Here is a 20,498-nt window from a genome sequence, read left to right on the forward strand (position 1 = left end):
TTTCTAATCCTCCTTCATTACAGCATCTATATAAATAGATGGATCGCTTAATAGTTTTGCTGCATCGTCCATAAATGGTGTAATCCATTCAGAACCAACACCATACACTACGGTAATGAGCACTAGAAGAACAGTAGGCACAAATAGTGTACGATAGACTTTTTTATCGACAGTACCCTTTGTTTCTTTTTCCTCACCCCAAAAGGCATAAAGGAAAATACGAATAACTGACAATAACACGAGAAGTGACGAAGCTAAAATAAAAATACTACTCCATTTACTACCTGCTTCAAAGCCTCCCTGAACAATTAGCAGCTTTCCAACGAAACCACTAAGTGGGGGAATCCCTGCTAAACCAAATGCCGCAATCAAATAGCACCAACCGAGAGCAGGATATTTATTCATAAGACCGCCCATTTTTCGTAAATCAGATGTACCTGTAATGTAGATTACGATACCTATTAACATAAAGAGCGCTGCTTTTATAAGCATGTCATGAATTAAATAGAACATGGCACCTTTTAGGGCGATTTCATTCATTTGAGATACACCGAATAAAATAACACCTACAGCAATGACAATATTGTAGATAATGATGAGCTTCACATCGTGATAGGCAAGGGCACCGATACAGCCCGCAATAATTGTTGCAATTGCAAATGCCATTAGTAGATCATGTGTATATGATAAATCATGAACAAAGAACAATGTATATGTTCGAGTAATCGCGTAAATGCCAACCTTTGTTAATAGTGCACCAAATAGCGTTAGCACTGGTATTGGAGCTGCCGCATAAGAAGTTGGAAGCCAGAAGTATAGCGGGAAAATAGCCGCTTTTAACCCAAATACCATTAAAAATAGTACAGCTATAACAGTAACAATACCTGGCTGATTAATATCAGCAATTTTTACTGCAATATCGGCCATGTTTAATGTACCTACTACAGAGTAAAGGAAGGCAACTGTTATAACAAATAATGCAGATGAAATAACATTAATTAAAATATATTTAATGGAACCTTTAAGCTGTCCTTTTTCGCCCCCAAGAACGATGAGCAAATAAGAGGCCATTAACAATACCTCGAAGAACACGAAAAGGTTAAAAATATCGCCTGTCGTAAATGCCCCGTTAACCCCAGTTAATATAAACATGATCCCAGGATAATAGAAGAAGCGTTCACGTTCCTTTGTGATGGAACCAAAGCCATACCAAACAACAAAGATGGCAATCAGTAGCGTAGTTGTGACAAGTAGTACGGACACCATATCTGAAACCATCGTAATACCATACGGCACAGGCCAATCCCCGAACGTCAACTTTTGAATACCATCATTTTTAACCTTTATAAGTAGTGAAATGGCTGATATAAGTGCGAGCCCTATACCAAGTAATGCGAATGAACGCTGATATTTTAAGTTTTTTTGCCCAAACATCAAAATCATGCCGAAGAAAAACGGAATGATTATGGGCAGTAGAAGGAAGTTATTCATCCTCATCACTTCCTCTCATTAAGCTTATATCATCTGTCTCGAGCTCTTGGTAAGAACGGTAAGCAAGTACAAGGAAGAAAGCGGTTACCCCAAAGCTAATAACAATCGCTGTTAAAATTAGCGCCTGTGGTAATGGGTCTGCAAAAGTTTTTGCCCCTTCCTTTAAAACAGGTGGTGCTTCTCCACCAAGCCCGCCCATCGTTAAAATGAGAAGATGAGCGCCATGACTTAAAAGACCTGTCCCGATAATAATGCGCAATAAGCTTTTGGATAAGATTAAATAAACCGCTGCCATAAACAAAAAGCCTATGACAAACGCCATCATTATTTCCATTATTCATCCTCCCCAATCGTTTGAATAATGGTCATCGTAACGCCGACAACAACCAAATAGACACCGCTATCAAAAAGCATAGCCGTGTGTAAAGACTGTTTGCCTAGAAGCGGTAAATCGAAATAATCAAAGAAATGTGTGAAAAACGGTTTACCTACAAACATTGGGAAGGCGGCTGTTGCTAGAGCTAGTAGCAAGCCAATTGCAGTTAAATACGTATAATTTATTGGTAAAACCTTGCGAACCGTATTTAAATCAAAGGCGAGGACTAAGAGTACGATAGCACTCGATGTTAAAAGTCCTCCGACAAAGCCGCCTCCGGGTGTGTAATGACCAGCAAGAAAGATATGAATAGAGAAGAAGAAAATAATGAAGAAAACAATTTTTGTTGTAAATTGTATAATGACATCATTTGTTTTCATGCGATTTCTCCTTTCTATTCATGCGTAGCTTAATCATTCCTAAAATGGCCATTCCGGCAATAGCTAGCACAGTAATTTCAAATAATGTATCAAAGCCACGGTAGTCTACTAAGATTACATTGACAATGTTTCCACCGCCGGCTTTTGAATAAACTGTTTCCTCATAATACTTCGAGATAGTTGGAATCAGTTTTTGTGAATGTGCAGATAGCGCTACAAGTGTGACCATAACACCGACTGCAATTGAAACAATCGCCCGATTTAATTGGAATCTCATCCGTTCTTCTCGTTTTCCAAGCTTCGGTAGATGGTAAAATGCCATTAAAAATAGCGCAACAGAAATCGTTTCAATGACAAGCTGTGTTAATGCTAAATCAGGAGCATTAAAAATAACGAAGAATAATGCTACTGTGTAGCCGACAGCACCAAGACCAATAATCGCTGTTAAACGTGACTTTGCCAAAATTGTCATGGCTGTTCCAATGACTAACACTACAACTAAAATAATTTCGTAAGGATTAATAGGTGCAGTGTCTTGGAAAGAGACCGTAAAGGCCTTCTTCACAAATAAAGAACCTATAACAATCGCTGCAATACTACTGAACATATATAGCAGGTAATGACGCATAGAGCCCGTCATATATAGACGTGATACACGATTTAATCCTACGTCCAGTCCAAGCATTATCTTGTCGTATGCATTATTCAATGTTAAAGATCGTGGGAATTTTTGATAAATACCCTGCCATTTTGGTAATGCTACAAATAATAGAACCCCAATAATTACTATGCCAAATGTCATGAGTAATTCAGGTGTAATTTCACCATGCCAAGCCGCCACATGAATATCAACATCCTTTGGTGAATCATATAAGAATGGCTGAATAGCTTGTACGGCGGGCTTTACAAAAGTATCCCCAACTAGGTTCGGAATAAAGAATATTGTTACGACTAATGCAGCTAAAATCATCGGCGAAATCAGCATGCCAATCGGTGCCTCGTGTGGTTTATGAGGTAATTTTTCTGGTTTATATTCACCAGTAAATGTTCTGAAAACAAAATAAAAGCTATAGACAAATGTGAAAATACTTGCAATCCAAGCGACAATCGGGAAAAGTGCTCCCCATGTATCAAAGCCGAAAAATTCAAAATTTTGTAGTGCAAGCATTGCTGTTAAAAACATTTCCTTACTTAAGAAGCCGTTAAATGGCGGTAGACCGGCCATTGATAAGCTTCCAATTGCCGCGACTGTAAAGCTAAGCGGCATAATACTCATTAAGCCACCGAGCTTACGAATATCACGTGTACCTGTTTCATGATCGACAATACCTGCAATCATGAATAAGCTCCCTTTAAACGTTGCATGGTTTATCAGGTGGAAGATCGCCGCAAAGGCAGCAAATTTAATCGTATCTGTTGCCCCATTGCCATGAAATGCTAAAGCACTAGCGCCGAGTAATGACATAATAAGACCAAGCTGACTCACAGTAGAGAACGCAAGGATTCCTTTTAAATCTGTTTGCTTCACAGCAAAGAACGAACCCCAGAATAGCGTTAAGATACCTACGCCTGTAACGAGCCATACCCAAAGTTCAGAAACAGCGAAAATTGGTGTAAAGCGTGCAACTAAATAAATACCTGCTTTTACCATTGTTGCAGAGTGAAGGTATGCACTAACTGGTGTTGGCGCTTCCATTGCATCTGGTAACCAAATGTAGAATGGGAATTGTGCAGATTTTGTAAATGCACCTAAAAGTATTAAAACGAGTGACCAAGTGAACATCGGATGCTGCACTAAAGTAGGTGCCATGACAATAAGTTCACGGATTGAATACGTTCCTCCCATTAAATACAGAAGGATAAATCCTCCCAACATCATTAAGCCGCCACCGACTGTAATCATCATTGACTTAAGTGCCCCAAAGCGAGAGGCATCACGGTTATACCAATAGCCGATCAGTAAAAATGATGAAATAGATGTTAGCTCCCAAAAGAAGTACAGCGTAATTAAATGATCTGACTGTACTACTCCTAGCATCGCGGTCATAAATAGTAATAAGTAAACATAAAAATTATGTAATTTTTCTTTATGTTTGTCTAAATAAAAAATAGAGTAAAGTACGACTAATGATCCAATTCCAGTAATTAGCAATGAGAATAGCAAGCTAAGTCCATCTAAATAAGATACTACGGAAATATCTAGCGATGGAATCCAAGGAAGCTCTCCAAGAAATACTTTACCATCTGCTACTTTTCCGATATAAGAGGCGTAAATAATCGCGAGTGTAGCAGGTACTGCAAGAACAAACCAGCCTGTGTGAATATTTTTAATGCGTTTATATAAAAAAGGCACAAAAATTGCAGCAAGCATTGGAATGAAAATATAAAGTACTTGTAACAAAAAAATCCTCCTTTATGCAGGTAAGTATGTTAATTATAACTCACTTTTTGTCGAAATGCATATGCACGCATAGGATTTAGCTTGCGATAGTGGAAGAATTTTGGATATATTATAAATAGGAAGTTATCAATAAAAATAGAGGAAAAAATTTTTTATGAAAAACCCTTATATTTATGGTTATCTACCATTAATTACGATTTTATTGTTTAGTTTGACATTTGGGATGTATGCAGTAAGTGAATCATTGCAAGTTTTTCATGCAATCGGTGTGTATTCCGGCATGCGTGAGTTTTTATCTGATTTCGAACTCCGTGTTTTTTTACTAATTGTCTTTGCTGGGATCTTTTTTATGTTATTTTCAGCATTAAAATTAGTAGGGGAAACGATTCATGAGCTAGGAATGTTATTTTTCTCAAAGGATAATGATGGTGCGACAGTTCATCAAGCACGAGGCGGATACATCATTTTATTAGTTGGTGCAATCTGTTCAGCCTTTGCTATTCAATTTATTTACGTTTTAGTAGGTATTTTTGTCTTAACTGTTTTTGTCTACTTTATTTACCTTATCTATAAAATGAGTCATTTTATGTCGATGGGTGGAACGATTGGCTTATTAGTATTTGAGCTATTTATGTGGACAATACTATTATCGCTAATATTTTATGTTGTTTTAAAATTGTATAATGGCATCTTGGCAAGCTTACCGTTTGCACATTAAATGGGATCATCACTAAAACGTGTGGTTGATTTCCGTTCCGGCTGGGCGCTTTCCTGGGGGCGTCCGATGAGCCGCTTCACTCGCGATGCTCGCTCCAGGGTCTCGGGCCAACACGATGTTGGTCACGAAGGCGTTATCACAGGATGTGATGGTTTTAGCCTTCGTTCCTCTATCGCTGATCCCCGAGGAGTCGCCCAGCCTCCACTCCAATCAACTTATTTACATAGTAGAAGTTTTAACAAAAGTCATCCATAACTTTTGGTGATGAACCATTAAATACATAGAAACGTTAAAGCAAGGAAAGGAGCAGCCTTAGAGTGATGAATTTCACTCAGGGCTGCTCCTTTTCATTGAGGATATATGACTATTTACTGTAGTAAAACATTAAATAGTTGATGGTGAATCTTATAGTCTTCTAATCTCTCCATAGATTGTGGCTTATCATAGCCCAGCCAGACTGCTGCGGTGTATTCATCATTTAATCCTGCAAGCCAGTAGTCACGATAGTTGTTAGTTGTTCCTGTTTTCACACCGACATAGTTACTTCTACTATAAACGCCTTGCCCTGTACCTTTAGTAACGACATCTGAAAGCATTGAACGCATATACTTAACGGTTTTCGGTGACCAAATTTGATCGCGTGCTGAATCCCACCTGTAAAGCTCTGTTCCATCAGCCGCAGTTACTTTACGGATGCTATGGGCTAGTACGTATGAGCCATCTATAAAGCTTGTATAGGCGTCTGCTAGCTCAAGTGCAGTAACACCATACGTTAATCCTCCTAAAGAGGCAGCATAATTATGGTCTTTTGCCACGATAGAGCGGAAGTGAAAGCGATCTAAGTAGCTAAAAGCTGTGTCAATTCCGACAGTGTTCAAGAGACGAAGAGCCGATGTATTGTAGCTATTTTGAAATGCGACTCGAATGGGTACATCACCGTATTTAAAGCCGCCATAGTTTTGTGGACAAAATGAACCGACACAATAACTGCCACCACTCACTATAGAATCAGGAGTGTGTGCTGTCGTTTCAAAAAAGGGAGCGTATACCGCTAACGGCTTAAAGGCAGAGCCTGGCTGACGCGTTCCTTGAAAGGCCCGGTGATAACCAAACTTTTCATAGTTTTTCCCCGCATAAAGACTAACTACTTCACGGGATTTATTATCAATAACTGCTCCGGCTGCTTGTAATTTGCCTGAGCCTAGAATGGCAGTCATCTTTTTCTCATCATTTGCTTGTTTGTCTGGATTAAGCGCGGTATAAATCGTTAATCCATTTTGAAATAATGTATTGAGTCGATTGTCTAGCTGCGCTTTGATTTTTTTCTTTTCTTCTTCACTTTGTGTATTTGCAAGACGATCTGAATAGCCTTCGTTTTCTGCAACTAACCATCTAAGCTCTTGGAGGACGTAAGTGCTGTACATAGGGTAGCTTTGCGCTTTATTCTTTACATGTAACGTTATCGTTTCAGCTTTATATGTATTGGCATCTTCTTTTGTTATAGCGCCGCTCGTTGCGAGTGTATCTAATAACCGCTCTTGTCTCGCTTTTGTTTTATCAAAATTCTTTAAAGGATTATACAATGATGGGTTATTTGGAATGGCCGCAATAAATGCAATTTGAGCTATAGATAATTCTTGGAGTGGTTTTTGAAAATAATAGGTAGCTGCTCCACCGATTCCGTAAACTTGATTGCTAAAATAGGCTTCATTTAGATACATCGTTAAAATCGTGTCTTTATCAAATTCTTTCTCAAGCTCATAGGAGTAAAAAACCTCTGTTAATTTTCGCTCATATGTTTTTTCGTCGGATAAATAACGCATACGAACGAGCTGCTGTGTAATAGTGCTGGCACCTTGAGAAGCTGAATTTGTGTTTGAGTTAGCAACAACTGCACGGATGATAGCACTGAGGTCAAAGCCGATATGCTCATAAAAATGAGCGTCCTCACTTGCGATAAAAATTTCCTGGGCAATTTTTGGGATTTCTTGTAGTGCGAGAGGTTGCCTCCATTCGACATATTCCTCGCTAAATGTTTTACCATTTTGATCAATAAGTGTTACTGGAAGCTGTGGTTGAACTTCCGGTAAGTGAATAGCGCTAGCGATTTGCTCCTCATGCGCTTGTGCCGCATGGATTTCCGTTCTAATATTTGTACTAATCCACCAAAGGACAGGTAAGGATAGTAAAATGATAATGAAACCAAAAGCCTTTTTCATGTGTGCCTCCACTCTAAATATGAGTCACTCAAAAGAATAACATAATATGGATGGTTTCCAAATACTCGTTCCGACCTATTTGCACTTTTGTTGGCTCTTCGGCAAAGGGAGGGGGTGATTTCCGTTCCGACTGGGCGCTTTCCTGGGGGCGTCCGATGAGCCGCTTCACTCGCGTTGCTCGCTGCAGGGTCTCGGGCCAACACGATGTTGGTCACGAAGGCGTTATCACAGGATGTGATGGTTTTAGCCTTCGTTCCTCTATCGCTGATCCCCAAGGAGTCGCCCAGTCTCCACTCCAATCACCCACTTCACATAGCATATCGCTCGAATATTGTCATAAAACGATACTTCAGTAAGAGGGTTTCGTCTATGCAAAGGCCTAGCGCCAGTAACAAATGCTTTCTTGTACGAAGGCGAAGCGCTAAAGTAGCGTCAGCAAAGGGTTTTAGTCTGTGCGAAAGCGAAGCGACAGCAACAACAACAACACGATGTTGGTCACGAAGGCGTTATCACAGGGCGCGATGCTTTTAGCCTTCGTTCCTCAACTTGCATGCTCTAGAGTCTTACCTATTACACCGTCCCTAAGGAGTCGCCCAGTCGGAACGGAAATCAACCCCTCGCCTTGGTTGTTAGCCCAAAAATTAAAAGTGCAAAAAATCGTCAATACTTTGGTGAAGAAAACCATTAAGAAGTATGTTAGACTAAAATGAGGTCAGAAATGATATTACTATCATTTTCATTGAAACTGAAATTTAACATTTAAAGGAGAGACTTCCATGTTTCCACAATTAACAACAGAAGTACTTGAAGGCGAAGTACTTGTAGAAATGAAAACAACATTAGGTGCCATCAAAATTAAATTATTCCCAGAGCATGCACCAAAAACGGTTGAAAACTTCTTAGGCCATGCAAAATCTGGTTACTATGACGGCATCATTTTCCACCGTGTAATCCAAGACTTTATGATTCAAGGCGGTGACCCAACAGGTACAGGTATGGGCGGCGAATCAATTTGGGGTAACTCTTTCGAGGATGAGTTCTCTGATAACGTATTTAATCTTCGCGGTGCCCTTTCAATGGCAAATGCGGGTCCAAACACAAACGGTTCACAATTCTTTATCGTACAAATGAAGCACCTTCCAAGTGATATGCTTCGTCAATTACAAGGTGCTGGCTTCCCAGAAGAAATTATTGAAGCATATGCTCAAAATGGCGGTACTCCTTGGTTAGACCATAAACATACAGTATTTGGTCATGTTGTTGAAGGAATGGACATCATAGACAAAATTGCAGATGTAGAAAAAGATTCCCGTGATAAACCAGTAGAAGATGTAAAAATCGAGTCAATTACAGTTTTTGAATAATAATTGTAAGGACGTGTAAAACATGAAACATTTAATGTATCAATTTTTATATTTCCCAGAAGATAAATCAGGCTATGTTCCTGCAGCTTTTGAATTTTTATTAATGCTTATTTTATGTATTATTGTATTTACTATTTTCCGTAAAATTTCTAAGAAACAAGAAATGAAATCAAAGGAAATCGAAGCACGTATTCTTTCAGAGAAAAATAATACAAACAATCAGCAAAATATTTAACTTCTTTCAGCAGGTGTCCAAATACCCACTGAATGAGAAGAACTCAGGCTAAGATCTTCACATCTTGTGAAAACGCCTGAGTGACCAACATCGTGTTGGCCCAAAGCCTCCGGCGGATGTCACGGAATTGGAAATGGAGTTCTTAGGGGATGTTAGCCTAAAATCATCGCATCCATGCGATAACGGCTAACTGACCTGCATTGGTAAAAACGCCACGTCCTGTGGCATTACCGAAATGACCGACATCGTGTCGGCCCTCGTGCAGGCCTAAGCACAAAGCCGATTCCGGACGCAATTATGCCGAGGCATAATTGATAAACTCGTTTCGTGGAAAGCCCAGATGCCTCGCAGCCATTAAGGACTGCGGGGCATTTTACTTTCTCATTAATCTCATATTATAATTTTGTCTTCGCTCCATCCTTCAAATGCTTAATCTCCGTGCACGATATATTTTTTAACAAAAAAGGATATCTCATACTCTGTAATATTAAAGGCAAGCAATTGTACATGATAGTCTACATCATAACTTGTTTATAATGTTGCACATATCATAAAAATGTGCACAATCATGGTTAATCCGTTAAAGGTAAAAATGGCTGATTTTCTTTGATACAAGTAACTTAAATTTACTTTTCGTAAAAAGTTCACAGCTCCACCTAAATTCGATGAATCAGGTTTAAGAAAGATTTCCCCTAAACGTAATATAGACATTGTTAAAAAGAAGTATATGAAGCTATCAAAGGAAGAATTAGTGAACAAGTTGATTGCTGCGGAGAAATATATAGCAGAAAATCAAACGCTTAGGGTTGCTAATCATTTTGAGCAGTTTAAATAGATAATTAATGAGATACAAAATAGCCTTGTTAAATTATTTTAAACAAGGCTAACTTAACTTCCTTATTCAACTAAAGAACCTTTAGTTGAATAAGAAAAGAGACGTTAACTAGGAACACTATTTCAAACTTCGAACCCGACAAGTTCTGTTTGTAATAGCAGCGAGCTCGCTGTCTATACAAACAGGAAGCTATTTTACAATTTCTAATTGGTGTATAATATGTGAAGTAATTTTATTTTAAAGGAGGGTAATGAAAATGAAGATTTTGTTTGATGAAACATACACTTCAAATGACGGAAAGCGAGCAAGCAGGAATATTTGGTATGGAGATGCTGATATATCAGTTGATGGTGAGTATGGAAAAACCATTAATCTTAATGAAGATTTTATGAATAATTTATGCGAAATTATAAAAAATGACTTATCTAAGAATGCAGCAAATGCGCCTACTGAAACTAACTGGTATTTCTATGGAAGTGATGTAACTAAGGACAATATTGGAGACAATATCGGTCCGACAATTATGGTTCGTGAGAGATCTGACGAGTTTATAACTAATTTTAATATCAGTGACCACGATTTTGCTGTAAATATTGATGCTATTCTGTTGTTTAAGGCGGATTTAGAAAAACGTTTAGCGAGTCATTGATGAGTAATATCAGTATAAGCATTTTCAAACTATTTGAGGGGATGATTTCATAATGAGTTCATTCTCTTTTTTCATATGGTGGGAGTCTTTTTGTGTGGAGGAAAAGGAAATTTAAAAATACGATTGTGAATAAGGACATTCCTTCACAATCTCTATTTTCACCTAAGTATCCTAATCAACTACCAAGTGTTATTCCATTATATGGCCCGATTGTTGAACATAAGTTAGATAAAATCTTCAACTAACCTGCCCTGTTAGAATAAGATATAACTTAACCATCTCACTATTTCCATTTCATAAATATTCCGAATTAAATCTTTAAACACAAATAAAAGCTGAACTAATACAAAAATTAGTTCAGCTTTAAAATACCTTATTATAATGTTGCACATTGTATAAAGAATACTGATGCATTAAGGGCATTACTTAAAATCTTGATTTTTAATAAAAGAAAAATTGAGATATCCTTCACTATTTACGTACTATTACTGAAGTGCTTGCTTAAAGCGCTGAACACCATCTTTCACTGTGTCAAATGAGCAAGCAACGTTCATACGCAGGAAGCCGCGACCCTCTTCGCCGTATTTTGTCCCTGGTTCTAATGCTAGCTTGCCGTTTTCTAGCAAGCGCTGCATCAATTCATTTTCATCAAGTTCTAATTCTCGATAATCAATCCAAAGTAAATAAGTGCTCTGAGGTTTTGTAATATGGATCCCAGGTAATTGTTCTAATTCAGCAATCACATAGTCCATATTCGTTGAAATATAAGTAAGCATTTCGTTTAACCACGGAGAACCTTTTGTATAAGCAGCCTGAAGTGCAACAGCAGCAAAGGTATTTAGTGAGCCTTGCCCGCTAGCCATATGAACTGCTTCTAGTAACATTCGCTTTTTCTTATCGGTCACAATCATATAGGCAACTTGAATCCCAGCTAGATTAAATGTTTTTGTCGGTGCCATACATGTAATAATGCGATCTATTTCATCGCCAGCGATTTTAGCTAATGGTGTATGTTTTGAGCCATCCAACATTAAATCAGAATGAATTTCATCGGAAATAATCACTACATCATATTTTGCACATAGTCGTACAATTTCCTTTAATGTAGCTTCATCCCATACATAGCCACCGGGATTATGTGGATTACACAATATGTAGGCTTTCACATTTTGAGCAAGTGCTTCCTCAAAGGCTGCAAAGTCATAGACATATGTCCCATCTTTTTCTACTAAAGGACAATTAACAACCTCTCGGCCATTGCTTTTTGGGATGTTATAGAATGGTGGGTAAACAGGTGAGGAAATCAGTACTTTATCTCCAGTATTGGTAAGTGCCATAATACTATCGGCTAAAGCAGCGACAACACCATTACAGAAAATAATTGATTCTTTATCAATGTGCCAATCATGTTGAGCATTCTGCCAGTCTACAATCGCCTGTTTGGCTTCATCGCTGACAAAGCTATAGCCGAAAACAGTCTTTTCAGCATGCTCTTGTAGCGCCTTTGATACAGCTACTGGCGCAGCAAAATCCATATCAGCTACCCACATTGGGAGTATGTCTGAAGCATCTTGTAATCCATATACGTTTTCCATTGCATCCCATTTTACAGAGTTTGTACAACGACGGTTAATAGTTTGATCGAAAATAGACAAGCAAATCACTCTTTTCTTTTTTATTTACTATGGTATCATACGAGTATGATAAAAGGATAATAGGTGAGTATTTTGGAAAATATAAAAATGAATCAAGCAGCCGTACATCTGCTAGAGGAATGGGATCCATTCCACTTAGGTCCAGATCATTATGATACTGAAACCGCAGATGTTGTAGCAGCATTGCAAGGTATCGATGATCCATCTGTTCTTGCAAAGGTTATTCAAGAAACATATGAGCATTCGTTTGAAGAATGGATTCCATATGAAGATTGTGTAGCCATTTCATACAAACTTATTGCGATAAAATTTGAAGCAAAATGCATTATTTAACTTCTTCAGCGGGTGAAATGCCTGAGTGACCAATATTGTATTGACCTAACTTCTGGCGGATGTCATGGAATCGGAAAAGAGTTCTGGGTGCCAGTACAATCCGTATTCGGACACAATTATGTTTTTGCTTTTCTATAGAAAACGAGGTTGTCTTCAATTTTGAGACAACCTCGTTTTTTAGCTATAAAATTAACGATCTTTTATTTAAACAACGGTAAAATCCCCTGGATGAAAATAATTACAATCGCTATTGGAGAAACATAACGAATTAAAATATACCAAATATTGAACATCAGACTAGATGAGGCAAGCTCCTTACGTGAGATGTCCTTTGTATAATAATAGCCTGCAAAGATAGAAATCAGTAAGGCTCCAATTGGCATACCAATATTATTCGTCAAAAAGTCTACAAAGTCGAAAATAGAGCGGTCTAAAATTTTTACATCAGATAGGATGCCGAATGACAGAGCACTTGGAATACCAACGATAAAAATAATAATACCACCAATCCAAGCAATTTTTTTACGCTTTTCAGGCTTTTCTCCAATTGCGATCGCCACGACAATTTCTAACATGGAAATGGAAGAAGTAACTGTTGCAAATAGTAAAAGTACGAAGAAAATCGTTAAGAATAGACTACCAAGAGGTAATTGCTCAAAAACAGCAGGTAAAATAATAAATACGAGGCCAGGACCTTGATCGGGTGTATAGCCAAGTGCGAACACTGCTGGGAAAATTACTAGACCTGCAAGTAAAGAAATAATGATATTCATCGATGCAACATTGATCGCTGAATTTCCAATCTTTTCTGTTCTTGATAAATAGGAAGCATATGTGATCATTACCGCGATCCCGACACTTAATGAGAAGAATGCTTGTCCAAGTGCCATTAAAAATGTTTCCGCATTTAAGTAGGACCAATCAGGGACGAACATAAATTTGACGCCTTCCATGGCACCGTCCAATGTTAAAGAGCGTATAACTAATATGATGAAGAAGATGAATAATAGAGGCATCATCCACGTACTAGCTTTTTCAATCCCGCCTTTAATTCCTGCTGATACAATCACTACCGTTAACAACATAAATAACCCTTGTACAAGCACTGCTTCCAATGGGCTTGAAATGATGTTACCGAATAAATCTGCATAATTAGCATTTGAACTAGAAGTATTGAGGTGGAATGTTATGGCGCGGCCTAAGTAGCTTAAAATCCAACCACCGACAACACTGTAGAATGAAAGTATAAGACCGGCAATAATCATGCCACCCCATCCTATTAAGTACCACGGTTTTCCTGGTGCTTGTTCCTTGAACGACGTGACGGCATCCTTTTGCCCACGGCGACCAATCATAAATTCTGCAATTAACACCGGCAAACCGATGAAAAATGTACATAGGATAAATAGTAAAATAAAGACACTTCCACCGTTAGTACCCGCCATGTAAGGAAACTTCCAAATAGCTCCTAATCCTATAGAACTTCCAGCGGCAGCTAAAATAAACCCGATTTTAGATGTAAATTGATCTCTCGAAGACACAAAAATTAATCCTCCTTATACTAAAGCTCCATTTTACCGCAATATTCTCGTAACACAAGCAATTTCAGAAAATGCTTTATAGATATTCTTTAAATAATTTTGCTTGTGCATCGGGGGATGTTAACGGCGTATATATGGTTCTAGCAGTAAAATTTGTGTTTGGATTTATAATTAGAAAGTAAAATCTGTTTAAATATGTAACAATTAGGAGAAACGGTTCGTTACATATGCAAAGGAGGGATGACTGTGACAGAAACTGAATTAATCGAACGGGCTCAGCAAGGAGATAAAGGCGCCTATATAGAGCTGATCCGAATACATCAACGAACAGTTGAAAAATTTGCCTTTCAATGCGGCGTACATAGTAATGATTTAGCAGATGTTTCACAGGAGGTATTTGTGAAGCTCTATCGTTTTTTACATCAATTTAAGCAGGATCGTTTTACGACATGGCTCTATAAAATCACATTGAATGCCACGCGTGATTATTATCGTAAAGAACAACGAGAGCAAGCAAAGGAAGAAAGGCTAAGTGCACAGCAACAAATGCCCTTATCTTCAGCAGAAAAGCATGTCCTTAATTTTGAGGAGGATAGGCAATTACATAATGCCATTAAAGAACTGGATGAAAAATATCGTTATCCTCTTATATTATTTTACTTCCATGAATTAAAGTATGAGGAGATAGCGGAGGTACTAAATATTTCGTTATCAACTGTCAAAGTTCGTCTATTACGGGCAAAAGAAATGCTCAAAGCGGTGTTAATGCAGGAGGGGAGTGTTGAAAATGGATGATAAACAATTTGAAAAACGAATGGAGCTTCTAAAAAAATCCTATGATCGCTTGGAACCACAGTTAGATCCAGAAGCCGTTTTCGCACAAATCGAGGCAGAAGATGCAACACAACAATCTCAAGAAGAAGTAACAACAAAAAAGCCCCCTTCAAGATGGCAAAAGCCAGCTGTCTGGATAGCAAGCATTGCAAGTGTACTTTTATTAAGTGTTCTTATTTCGTCGTATGTCATTGATCCATCGACATTTGTTCAAACAACTGAACAGGAACAAGAACAAGAAAAAAAATATGAGGAATGGGTTTCAAACTTTACAAAAAAATATCAAGAAAAACGTGAGCAAATGCGTAAAGAGCTCGACATACCAGAGAAAGAGTTTAGTGAAATATCAAAAGTTCTAATTGCAGATAATGAAATTTATTCTTTACCCAAAAGAAAAGAGATGTTTTTAGAAATTCAGAACACCAATAATAATGACTTTTTTAAAAGTTTAGAAAAAGATGCATTGGATGATCTACAAACGCCACGTGAGCGAATACAGAGTATCGAAACTTACGAAAATCCTATGTCGTTTGAAGAATCTTATTATTTTTATAGTATATATTCTAACTCAGTAGAAGAAATTGCAGGCTATTATTCCAATAAACTTGCTCCGTATGAAAAAGTTTTATCACAAAAACCCAAAAGTCTCCCTGCAGAACTAAATAAATTAATTGCTACGGCTAAAAAGCAATATTTGGAATTGCAATATAATGGACAAAGTTATAGTTTTCGACCTAATCCTGTATTCGGAAAAGACGCACCCGAATATTTGGACCGCCTTCACCCAAATGTATTAGGTTATTTTAAATACTTGGCTACAGGCTCTTTGCTTGCTGGCGGAGATTTACTCTATTCTATAGAGGATTCTGCCACTATTCTGCGTATCTATGAAAAAACACTTGTAGCAGATAAGTATACTGAGCAGGTTAATTTTAACGTATTAAAGGGAGAGTTTGAAAATACGTGGCTTGCCATTTTTAAAGGAACTGACAGCAACCCGATTCGCACAAAAACTGGTCAATTTAAGCCTGAATACATGGATTTATTAACGATCATTGCGAATGGCGAATATGGTGAGGCAATGCGCAAAACAGCTCAATTAATACTAGATGAAATAAAGTCGACTGGACAATCCAAAACCCTAGAACAGTTAACACCATACGATATATGGATGGAGATTTTATATGCGCGAGAAGACACGTATATGCAAACAGAGGATGGGACAACAAGTATAGCAATTAATCCTGATTGGATTGAGCAAACTAAAACTCTTTACGATTCGTATGTTGAGACGAGAGACGATACAATTATTGAGACATTAAATCCAATTAATATCGTTAGTTTATTTTTATATGCTCATGGGGTTGGTGATCGTGACATAGCTCAGAGACTTTTAACTGATGACTTGGATATAAATACAGTTGTTCAGTTTGATGGGATGGAAAACTTTAAAGCTCTTCATGAAATGGAAGATTCGATACTTCATATTAGAGCAGCGGTAAAAAGTAAGGCGTATGGAGTAATTGGGCAGCAATTGTCCTTTGAATTAACCTCGGTATTAACCGAAAATGGTGAACAACATTACCTAATTAGTGCTATTAACGAATAAGGAGATTTTTTGCTCCACTAATTTACGTATGTTATAATTTATGGTGATATATACGTAGCAAACAAAAAGAAAGTGGGCAAAGTTTATGGGAAAAAAATATGAATTAGGGGACGTGTTGAACGGAAAAGTTACAGGTATACAGCCGTACGGTGCATTTGTTGCGCTTGATGAAGATACACAAGGCCTTGTACATATTTCCGAAATTACGTACGGCTTTGTAAAGGACGTAAGTGAATTTTTGTCAGTTGGGCAAGAGGTAGAAGTGAAGATACTTGAAATCGATGAAGATGCCGAAAAAATTAGTTTATCGATTCGTGCTTTGCAGGAGCGCCCGGCTACATTGCGTAAAAAAGATGCACCACCACGTAAATCATTGCAGGACCGTGTAGATGAATCGGATGCGAATGGTTTTAATTCCTTAAAAGATAAATTACAGGACTGGATCGAGCAGTCAGGACATTAATTTTGCTGAATTTTAGGTGGGAGTTTTGTACATAGCGCTGCGCTTTTTTGTACAGATAAATTACTGCCTGTTCAAGCGAAATAAAAAAACGAGGATGCTTTCAAATATGAGAGTATCCTCGTTTTTTTTTATTTAGTTATAGCTGAAGTTATTGATTTTTTATTTTTCGAATTCGATACTGTAAGTTTTGACGACTCATGCCAAGTGCAGTGGCAGCCTTTGTTATATTGCCTTCATATAAATTTAAGACGTTTTGCACATAATAGGATTCGGCTTCACGTAAATAAGCATCGAGCGGCATAATATCATTCTGTTGCTGGAACATAAAGAATTCCGGCTCGTGATTAGATACGTCTTGCTGCTGTACCTTGAAGCGGAAATGCATTGGTAATAAATCTGAGGTAACTGTTGATTCAGTGGTCATAAACGACACGGTTTCATCTAGTAATAGCTCAAGCTCCTTTAAATTTCCTGGCCAATCATATTGCAAAAATAAATCCTGTACATCTGGTGATACTTCCTCGACATTTGAAGCAAATCGTTCTTGATGGCGCTTAAAGTAATCATCTACGAATGGAAGAATATCTTCTTTTCGGTCTGTTAAATTAGGAATGGAGATGGCCATTGTGGCAAAGAAATAATACAGTGATTTTGATAGTTTCTTTTCTGCAATCAATGTAATGGGATCGCTTCCTACACTGCCAATAAGCATGTATTTTGACTGTGGAAGAGACTGTAATACCTCTAATAGTTGCTCTTGAATGTCTAGACTTAAAAAATCAATGCGTTCAAAGAAAAATGTGTATGCCTTGTCATCCTGTAAGAGCTCCTGTAATTTATCTAAAACAGATTGAGCAGAGCGACGACTCACTAGGGTTATAAATGCTTCAGCGTCAGTCGAAGCTGCATGATGTATACCCTCTGCTACTAAATCCTTTCCTGTACCCGATTCACCAATTAATAATACTGGTAATTTCACAGCTGCTGCTTTTTTAGCATTTGCGATAACTTGTTTCATTGATTCAGAAACAGCTGTTATCATATCGAATGTTAAAGGTTCACCATATCGACGAAGAGGCTGATAAACTAGCTTTTCGAGTGATGTAATATCCCGAGCAAACTCGATAGCTCCAATTAGTTTATTTTTTTCATATAGTGGGAAAGTATCGTTAATAGTTGTAATTTCATGACCATTTTTATTCCAATACGTTTGTTTTACATTGATTTCCTTTTTGCCTGTTTGTAATACACGCATTAAAGTACTTTCATGCTGGCGGAAAGAAAACATTTCAATAACAGATCGATCGGCTAATTCATCAAAATGAAATCCTTCAATTTCTTTCATCTTCGTATTATAAATAATTGTTTTGCCAGAAAGGTCTACAGCATGAATACCAACAGTTACATTTGTTGCAATAAACTCATAAAAAGGGAGTAAGGGTTCGGAATTTTTCATAAAATGTGCACCTCAAAAATTTTTTACTTGAAATATGCAACGAAATTTTGCATTATAATAAGTGTAAGAATATTCTAAACGCAAAGATATTTTGCGTCAACGTTTTTTGCACACTTAAAATACATCTCACGAGGGAGGATATAGTATGATTTCATACAAACACGAACCATTCACAGATTTTACTCAAGAGGCAAATTACAACGCATATTTAGAAGCATTAAATAAAGTTGAAAGTTATTTAGGTCAAGACTACCCACTTATTATCGGTGGCGAACGTATTACGACAGAAGATAAAATCGTTTCATATAATCCTGCAAAGAAAACAGAAGTAATTGGTCGCGTATCAAAAGCAAACAAAGAACTAGCTGAAAAAGCGATGCAAGCTGCAGACGAAACATTTAAAACTTGGAAAAAAGTAGATCCAGCTATTCGTGCAGACGTACTATTCAAAGCAGCGGCAATTATCCGTCGTCGTAAACACGAATTCTCTGCGCTTTTAACAAAAGAAGCGGGTAAACCATGGGCTGAAGCTGATGCAGATACTGCAGAAGCAATTGATTTCTTAGAATACTACGGTCGTCAAATGCTACGTGTTAAAGAAGGTCAACCTGTAGAGAGCCGTCCTGGTGAATACAACCGTTATGACTATATTCCATTAGGTGTTGGTATCGTTATCTCTCCTTGGAACTTCCCATTCGCAATTATGGCGGGTACAACAGTAGCAGCTCTAGTTACAGGGAACACAGTTTTATTAAAACCAGCTTCTACAACACCAGTTGTAGCATATAAATTTATCGAAGTTTTAGAGCAAGCAGGTCTTCCAGCGGGTGCTGTGAACTATGTACCAGGTTCTGGTGCAGAAGTAGGTGACTACTTAGTTGATCATCCGAAAACACGCTTCATCAGCTTTACTGGATCTCGTGATGTAGGTTTACGTATTAACCAACGTGCATCTGTATTAAATGATGGTCAAATTTGGATTAAACGTGTTATCGCTGAAATGGGCGGTAAAGATACAATCGTTGTTGATAAAGAAGCAGATTTAGAGCTTGCAGCACAATCTATCGTAAAATCAGCATTCGGCTTCTCTGGTCAAAAATGTTCAGCATGTTCTCGTGCTATTATCGTTGAAGATGTATATGACACAGTTGTTAATCGTGTAATTGAGCTTACTAACACGTTAACAGTTGGTGATCCAACAGACTTCAAAAACTTCATGGCAACAGTTATTGACCAAGCAGCATTCAATAAAGTGACAGAGTACATTGAAATTGGTAAAGGAGAAGGTCGCCTTGTTGCAGGTGGTACAGCTGATGATTCAGTTGGTTACTTCATCCAACCAACAGTATTTGCAGACGTAGATGCTTCTGCACGTATCATGAAAGAAGAAATTTTTGGTCCAGTTGTAGCTATCACGAAGGCTAAAGATTTCGATCAAGCAATCGATATTGCAAACGATACTGAATACGGTTTAACTGGTGCGGTTATTACAAATAATCGTATGAACTTAGAAAAAGCTCGTGAAGATTTCCATGTAGGTAACTTATACTTCAACCGTGGCTGTACAGGTGCAATCGTAGGTTACCAACCATTCGGTGGCTTCAATATGTCAGGTACAGACTCAAAAGCAGGTGGCCCTGACTATCTACAACTTCACATGCAAGCAAAAACAACTTCAGAAATGCTATAACCCTTTAGCAGACTGCAAGAAGTTATAGCCCTCGGGTTATGTCACGGATTCGATTTTGTGCAAGCACTAAACCGAATCCGACCGGGGCGAATAAGAGAATCTGCGAAACTCCTCCTAGTAAAGTAGGCTGAGCAAGAATCGCAGACGCTAACGTTGTAGTGGCGTACTTAGGAGTAGCAAGGTAGATTTTTGGTTTTTATATTCAGAAAATGCTGAAATTGTCCTATTGAATTACTTATAGAAAATTAG

17 protein-coding genes are annotated in these 20,498 nt (G+C 37.8%); 9 read left to right on the forward strand and 8 right to left on the reverse strand.

What is annotated here, in order from left to right:
- Positions 1 to 3: 3 nt before the first annotated feature.
- The 4 genes from ACQKMI_RS20295 to ACQKMI_RS20310 are packed head-to-tail and all read right to left on the reverse strand — an operon-like array spanning position 4 to position 4,648.
- The gene (locus ACQKMI_RS20295; protein WP_427491842.1) at positions 4 to 1,491 is read right to left on the reverse strand and encodes a Na+/H+ antiporter subunit D; all 1,488 of its coding nucleotides are present in this window, start codon (positions 1,489 to 1,491) and stop codon (positions 4 to 6) included.
- Positions 1,484 to 1,825, reverse strand: coding sequence for a Na(+)/H(+) antiporter subunit C (locus ACQKMI_RS20300; protein WP_142510534.1), 342 nt, complete (start codon positions 1,823 to 1,825; stop codon positions 1,484 to 1,486). Before ACQKMI_RS20300 ends, ACQKMI_RS20295 begins: the two co-directional genes overlap by 8 nt.
- Complete coding sequence (locus ACQKMI_RS20305; protein ID WP_049669152.1) at positions 1,825 to 2,247, reverse strand: Na(+)/H(+) antiporter subunit B; 423 nt, start codon at positions 2,245 to 2,247, stop codon at positions 1,825 to 1,827. Before ACQKMI_RS20305 ends, ACQKMI_RS20300 begins: the two co-directional genes overlap by 1 nt.
- Entirely contained in the window at positions 2,234 to 4,648 is a 2,415-nt protein-coding gene (locus ACQKMI_RS20310; protein WP_427491844.1) for a Na+/H+ antiporter subunit A, read from the reverse strand. The genes ACQKMI_RS20305 and ACQKMI_RS20310 overlap by 14 nt, the downstream gene beginning before the upstream one ends.
- A gap of 154 nt (positions 4,649 to 4,802) precedes the next feature.
- Here ACQKMI_RS20310 and ACQKMI_RS20315 point away from each other — a divergent pair, with 154 nt between their 5' ends.
- Positions 4,803 to 5,366 (forward strand): DUF5366 family protein, encoded by a 564-nt coding sequence (locus tag ACQKMI_RS20315; RefSeq protein WP_427491846.1) that lies wholly within the window; start codon positions 4,803 to 4,805, stop codon positions 5,364 to 5,366.
- 368 nt (positions 5,367 to 5,734) lie between these two features.
- Here the strand turns inward: ACQKMI_RS20315 and ACQKMI_RS20320 are convergent, their stop codons facing one another.
- Positions 5,735 to 7,585: a transglycosylase domain-containing protein gene (locus ACQKMI_RS20320; RefSeq protein WP_427491848.1), complete on the reverse strand. Its 1,851-nt coding sequence runs from the start codon at positions 7,583 to 7,585 to the stop codon at positions 5,735 to 5,737.
- 776 nt (positions 7,586 to 8,361) lie between these two features.
- Between ACQKMI_RS20320 and ACQKMI_RS20325 the strand changes: the two genes are divergently transcribed.
- The 3 genes from ACQKMI_RS20325 to ACQKMI_RS20335 all read left to right on the forward strand — a co-directional run bounded on the left by ACQKMI_RS20325 (position 8,362) and on the right by ACQKMI_RS20335 (position 10,668).
- Entirely contained in the window at positions 8,362 to 8,949 is a 588-nt protein-coding gene (locus ACQKMI_RS20325) for a peptidylprolyl isomerase (protein WP_427415861.1), read from the forward strand.
- Between the two features lie 22 nt (positions 8,950 to 8,971).
- Positions 8,972 to 9,184 (forward strand): hypothetical protein, encoded by a 213-nt coding sequence (locus ACQKMI_RS20330; protein ID WP_427491849.1) that lies wholly within the window; start codon positions 8,972 to 8,974, stop codon positions 9,182 to 9,184.
- Between the two features lie 1,091 nt (positions 9,185 to 10,275).
- Positions 10,276 to 10,668: a hypothetical protein gene (locus ACQKMI_RS20335; RefSeq protein WP_427491851.1), complete on the forward strand. Its 393-nt coding sequence runs from the start codon at positions 10,276 to 10,278 to the stop codon at positions 10,666 to 10,668.
- Positions 10,669 to 11,153: 485 nt separating this feature from the next.
- Here ACQKMI_RS20335 and ACQKMI_RS20340 read toward each other — a convergent pair whose 3' ends face one another.
- Positions 11,154 to 12,323: a MalY/PatB family protein gene (locus tag ACQKMI_RS20340; protein ID WP_427491853.1), complete on the reverse strand. Its 1,170-nt coding sequence runs from the start codon at positions 12,321 to 12,323 to the stop codon at positions 11,154 to 11,156.
- A gap of 72 nt (positions 12,324 to 12,395) precedes the next feature.
- Between ACQKMI_RS20340 and ACQKMI_RS20345 the strand changes: the two genes are divergently transcribed.
- Positions 12,396 to 12,656, forward strand: coding sequence for a DUF1871 family protein (locus ACQKMI_RS20345; protein WP_079561543.1), 261 nt, complete (start codon positions 12,396 to 12,398; stop codon positions 12,654 to 12,656).
- 200 nt (positions 12,657 to 12,856) lie between these two features.
- Here the strand turns inward: ACQKMI_RS20345 and ACQKMI_RS20350 are convergent, their stop codons facing one another.
- Positions 12,857 to 14,197 (reverse strand): sodium-dependent transporter, encoded by a 1,341-nt coding sequence (locus ACQKMI_RS20350; protein ID WP_427491855.1) that lies wholly within the window; start codon positions 14,195 to 14,197, stop codon positions 12,857 to 12,859.
- Positions 14,198 to 14,443: 246 nt separating this feature from the next.
- Between ACQKMI_RS20350 and ACQKMI_RS20355 the strand changes: the two genes are divergently transcribed.
- From ACQKMI_RS20355 to yugI, 3 genes are all read left to right on the forward strand, one after another.
- Positions 14,444 to 14,992: an RNA polymerase sigma factor gene (locus ACQKMI_RS20355; RefSeq protein ID WP_427491857.1), complete on the forward strand. Its 549-nt coding sequence runs from the start codon at positions 14,444 to 14,446 to the stop codon at positions 14,990 to 14,992.
- A complete protein-coding gene (locus ACQKMI_RS20360) occupies positions 14,985 to 16,640 on the forward strand; it encodes a hypothetical protein (RefSeq protein ID WP_427491859.1) in 1,656 nt (551 codons plus the stop codon). The genes ACQKMI_RS20355 and ACQKMI_RS20360 overlap by 8 nt, the downstream gene beginning before the upstream one ends.
- 85 nt (positions 16,641 to 16,725) lie before the next feature.
- Positions 16,726 to 17,103, forward strand: a complete 378-nt coding sequence (gene yugI, locus ACQKMI_RS20365) for a S1 domain-containing post-transcriptional regulator GSP13 (RefSeq protein WP_323648067.1) — start codon at positions 16,726 to 16,728, stop codon at positions 17,101 to 17,103.
- Between the two features lie 148 nt (positions 17,104 to 17,251).
- Here yugI and ACQKMI_RS20370 read toward each other — a convergent pair whose 3' ends face one another.
- Positions 17,252 to 18,559: a sigma 54-interacting transcriptional regulator gene (locus ACQKMI_RS20370; protein ID WP_427491861.1), complete on the reverse strand. Its 1,308-nt coding sequence runs from the start codon at positions 18,557 to 18,559 to the stop codon at positions 17,252 to 17,254.
- 145 nt (positions 18,560 to 18,704) lie between these two features.
- On the opposite strand from ACQKMI_RS20370, the gene pruA reads away from it, so the two are divergent.
- Entirely contained in the window at positions 18,705 to 20,249 is a 1,545-nt protein-coding gene (gene pruA / locus ACQKMI_RS20375) for an L-glutamate gamma-semialdehyde dehydrogenase (RefSeq protein WP_427491863.1), read from the forward strand.
- Positions 20,250 to 20,498 lie beyond the last annotated feature (249 nt).

The sequence above is a fragment of the Lysinibacillus sp. NPDC097214 genome (assembly GCF_050277945.1).
GTDB classification, from domain to species: Bacteria; Bacillota; Bacilli; order Bacillales_A; family Planococcaceae; genus Lysinibacillus; species Lysinibacillus xylanilyticus_B.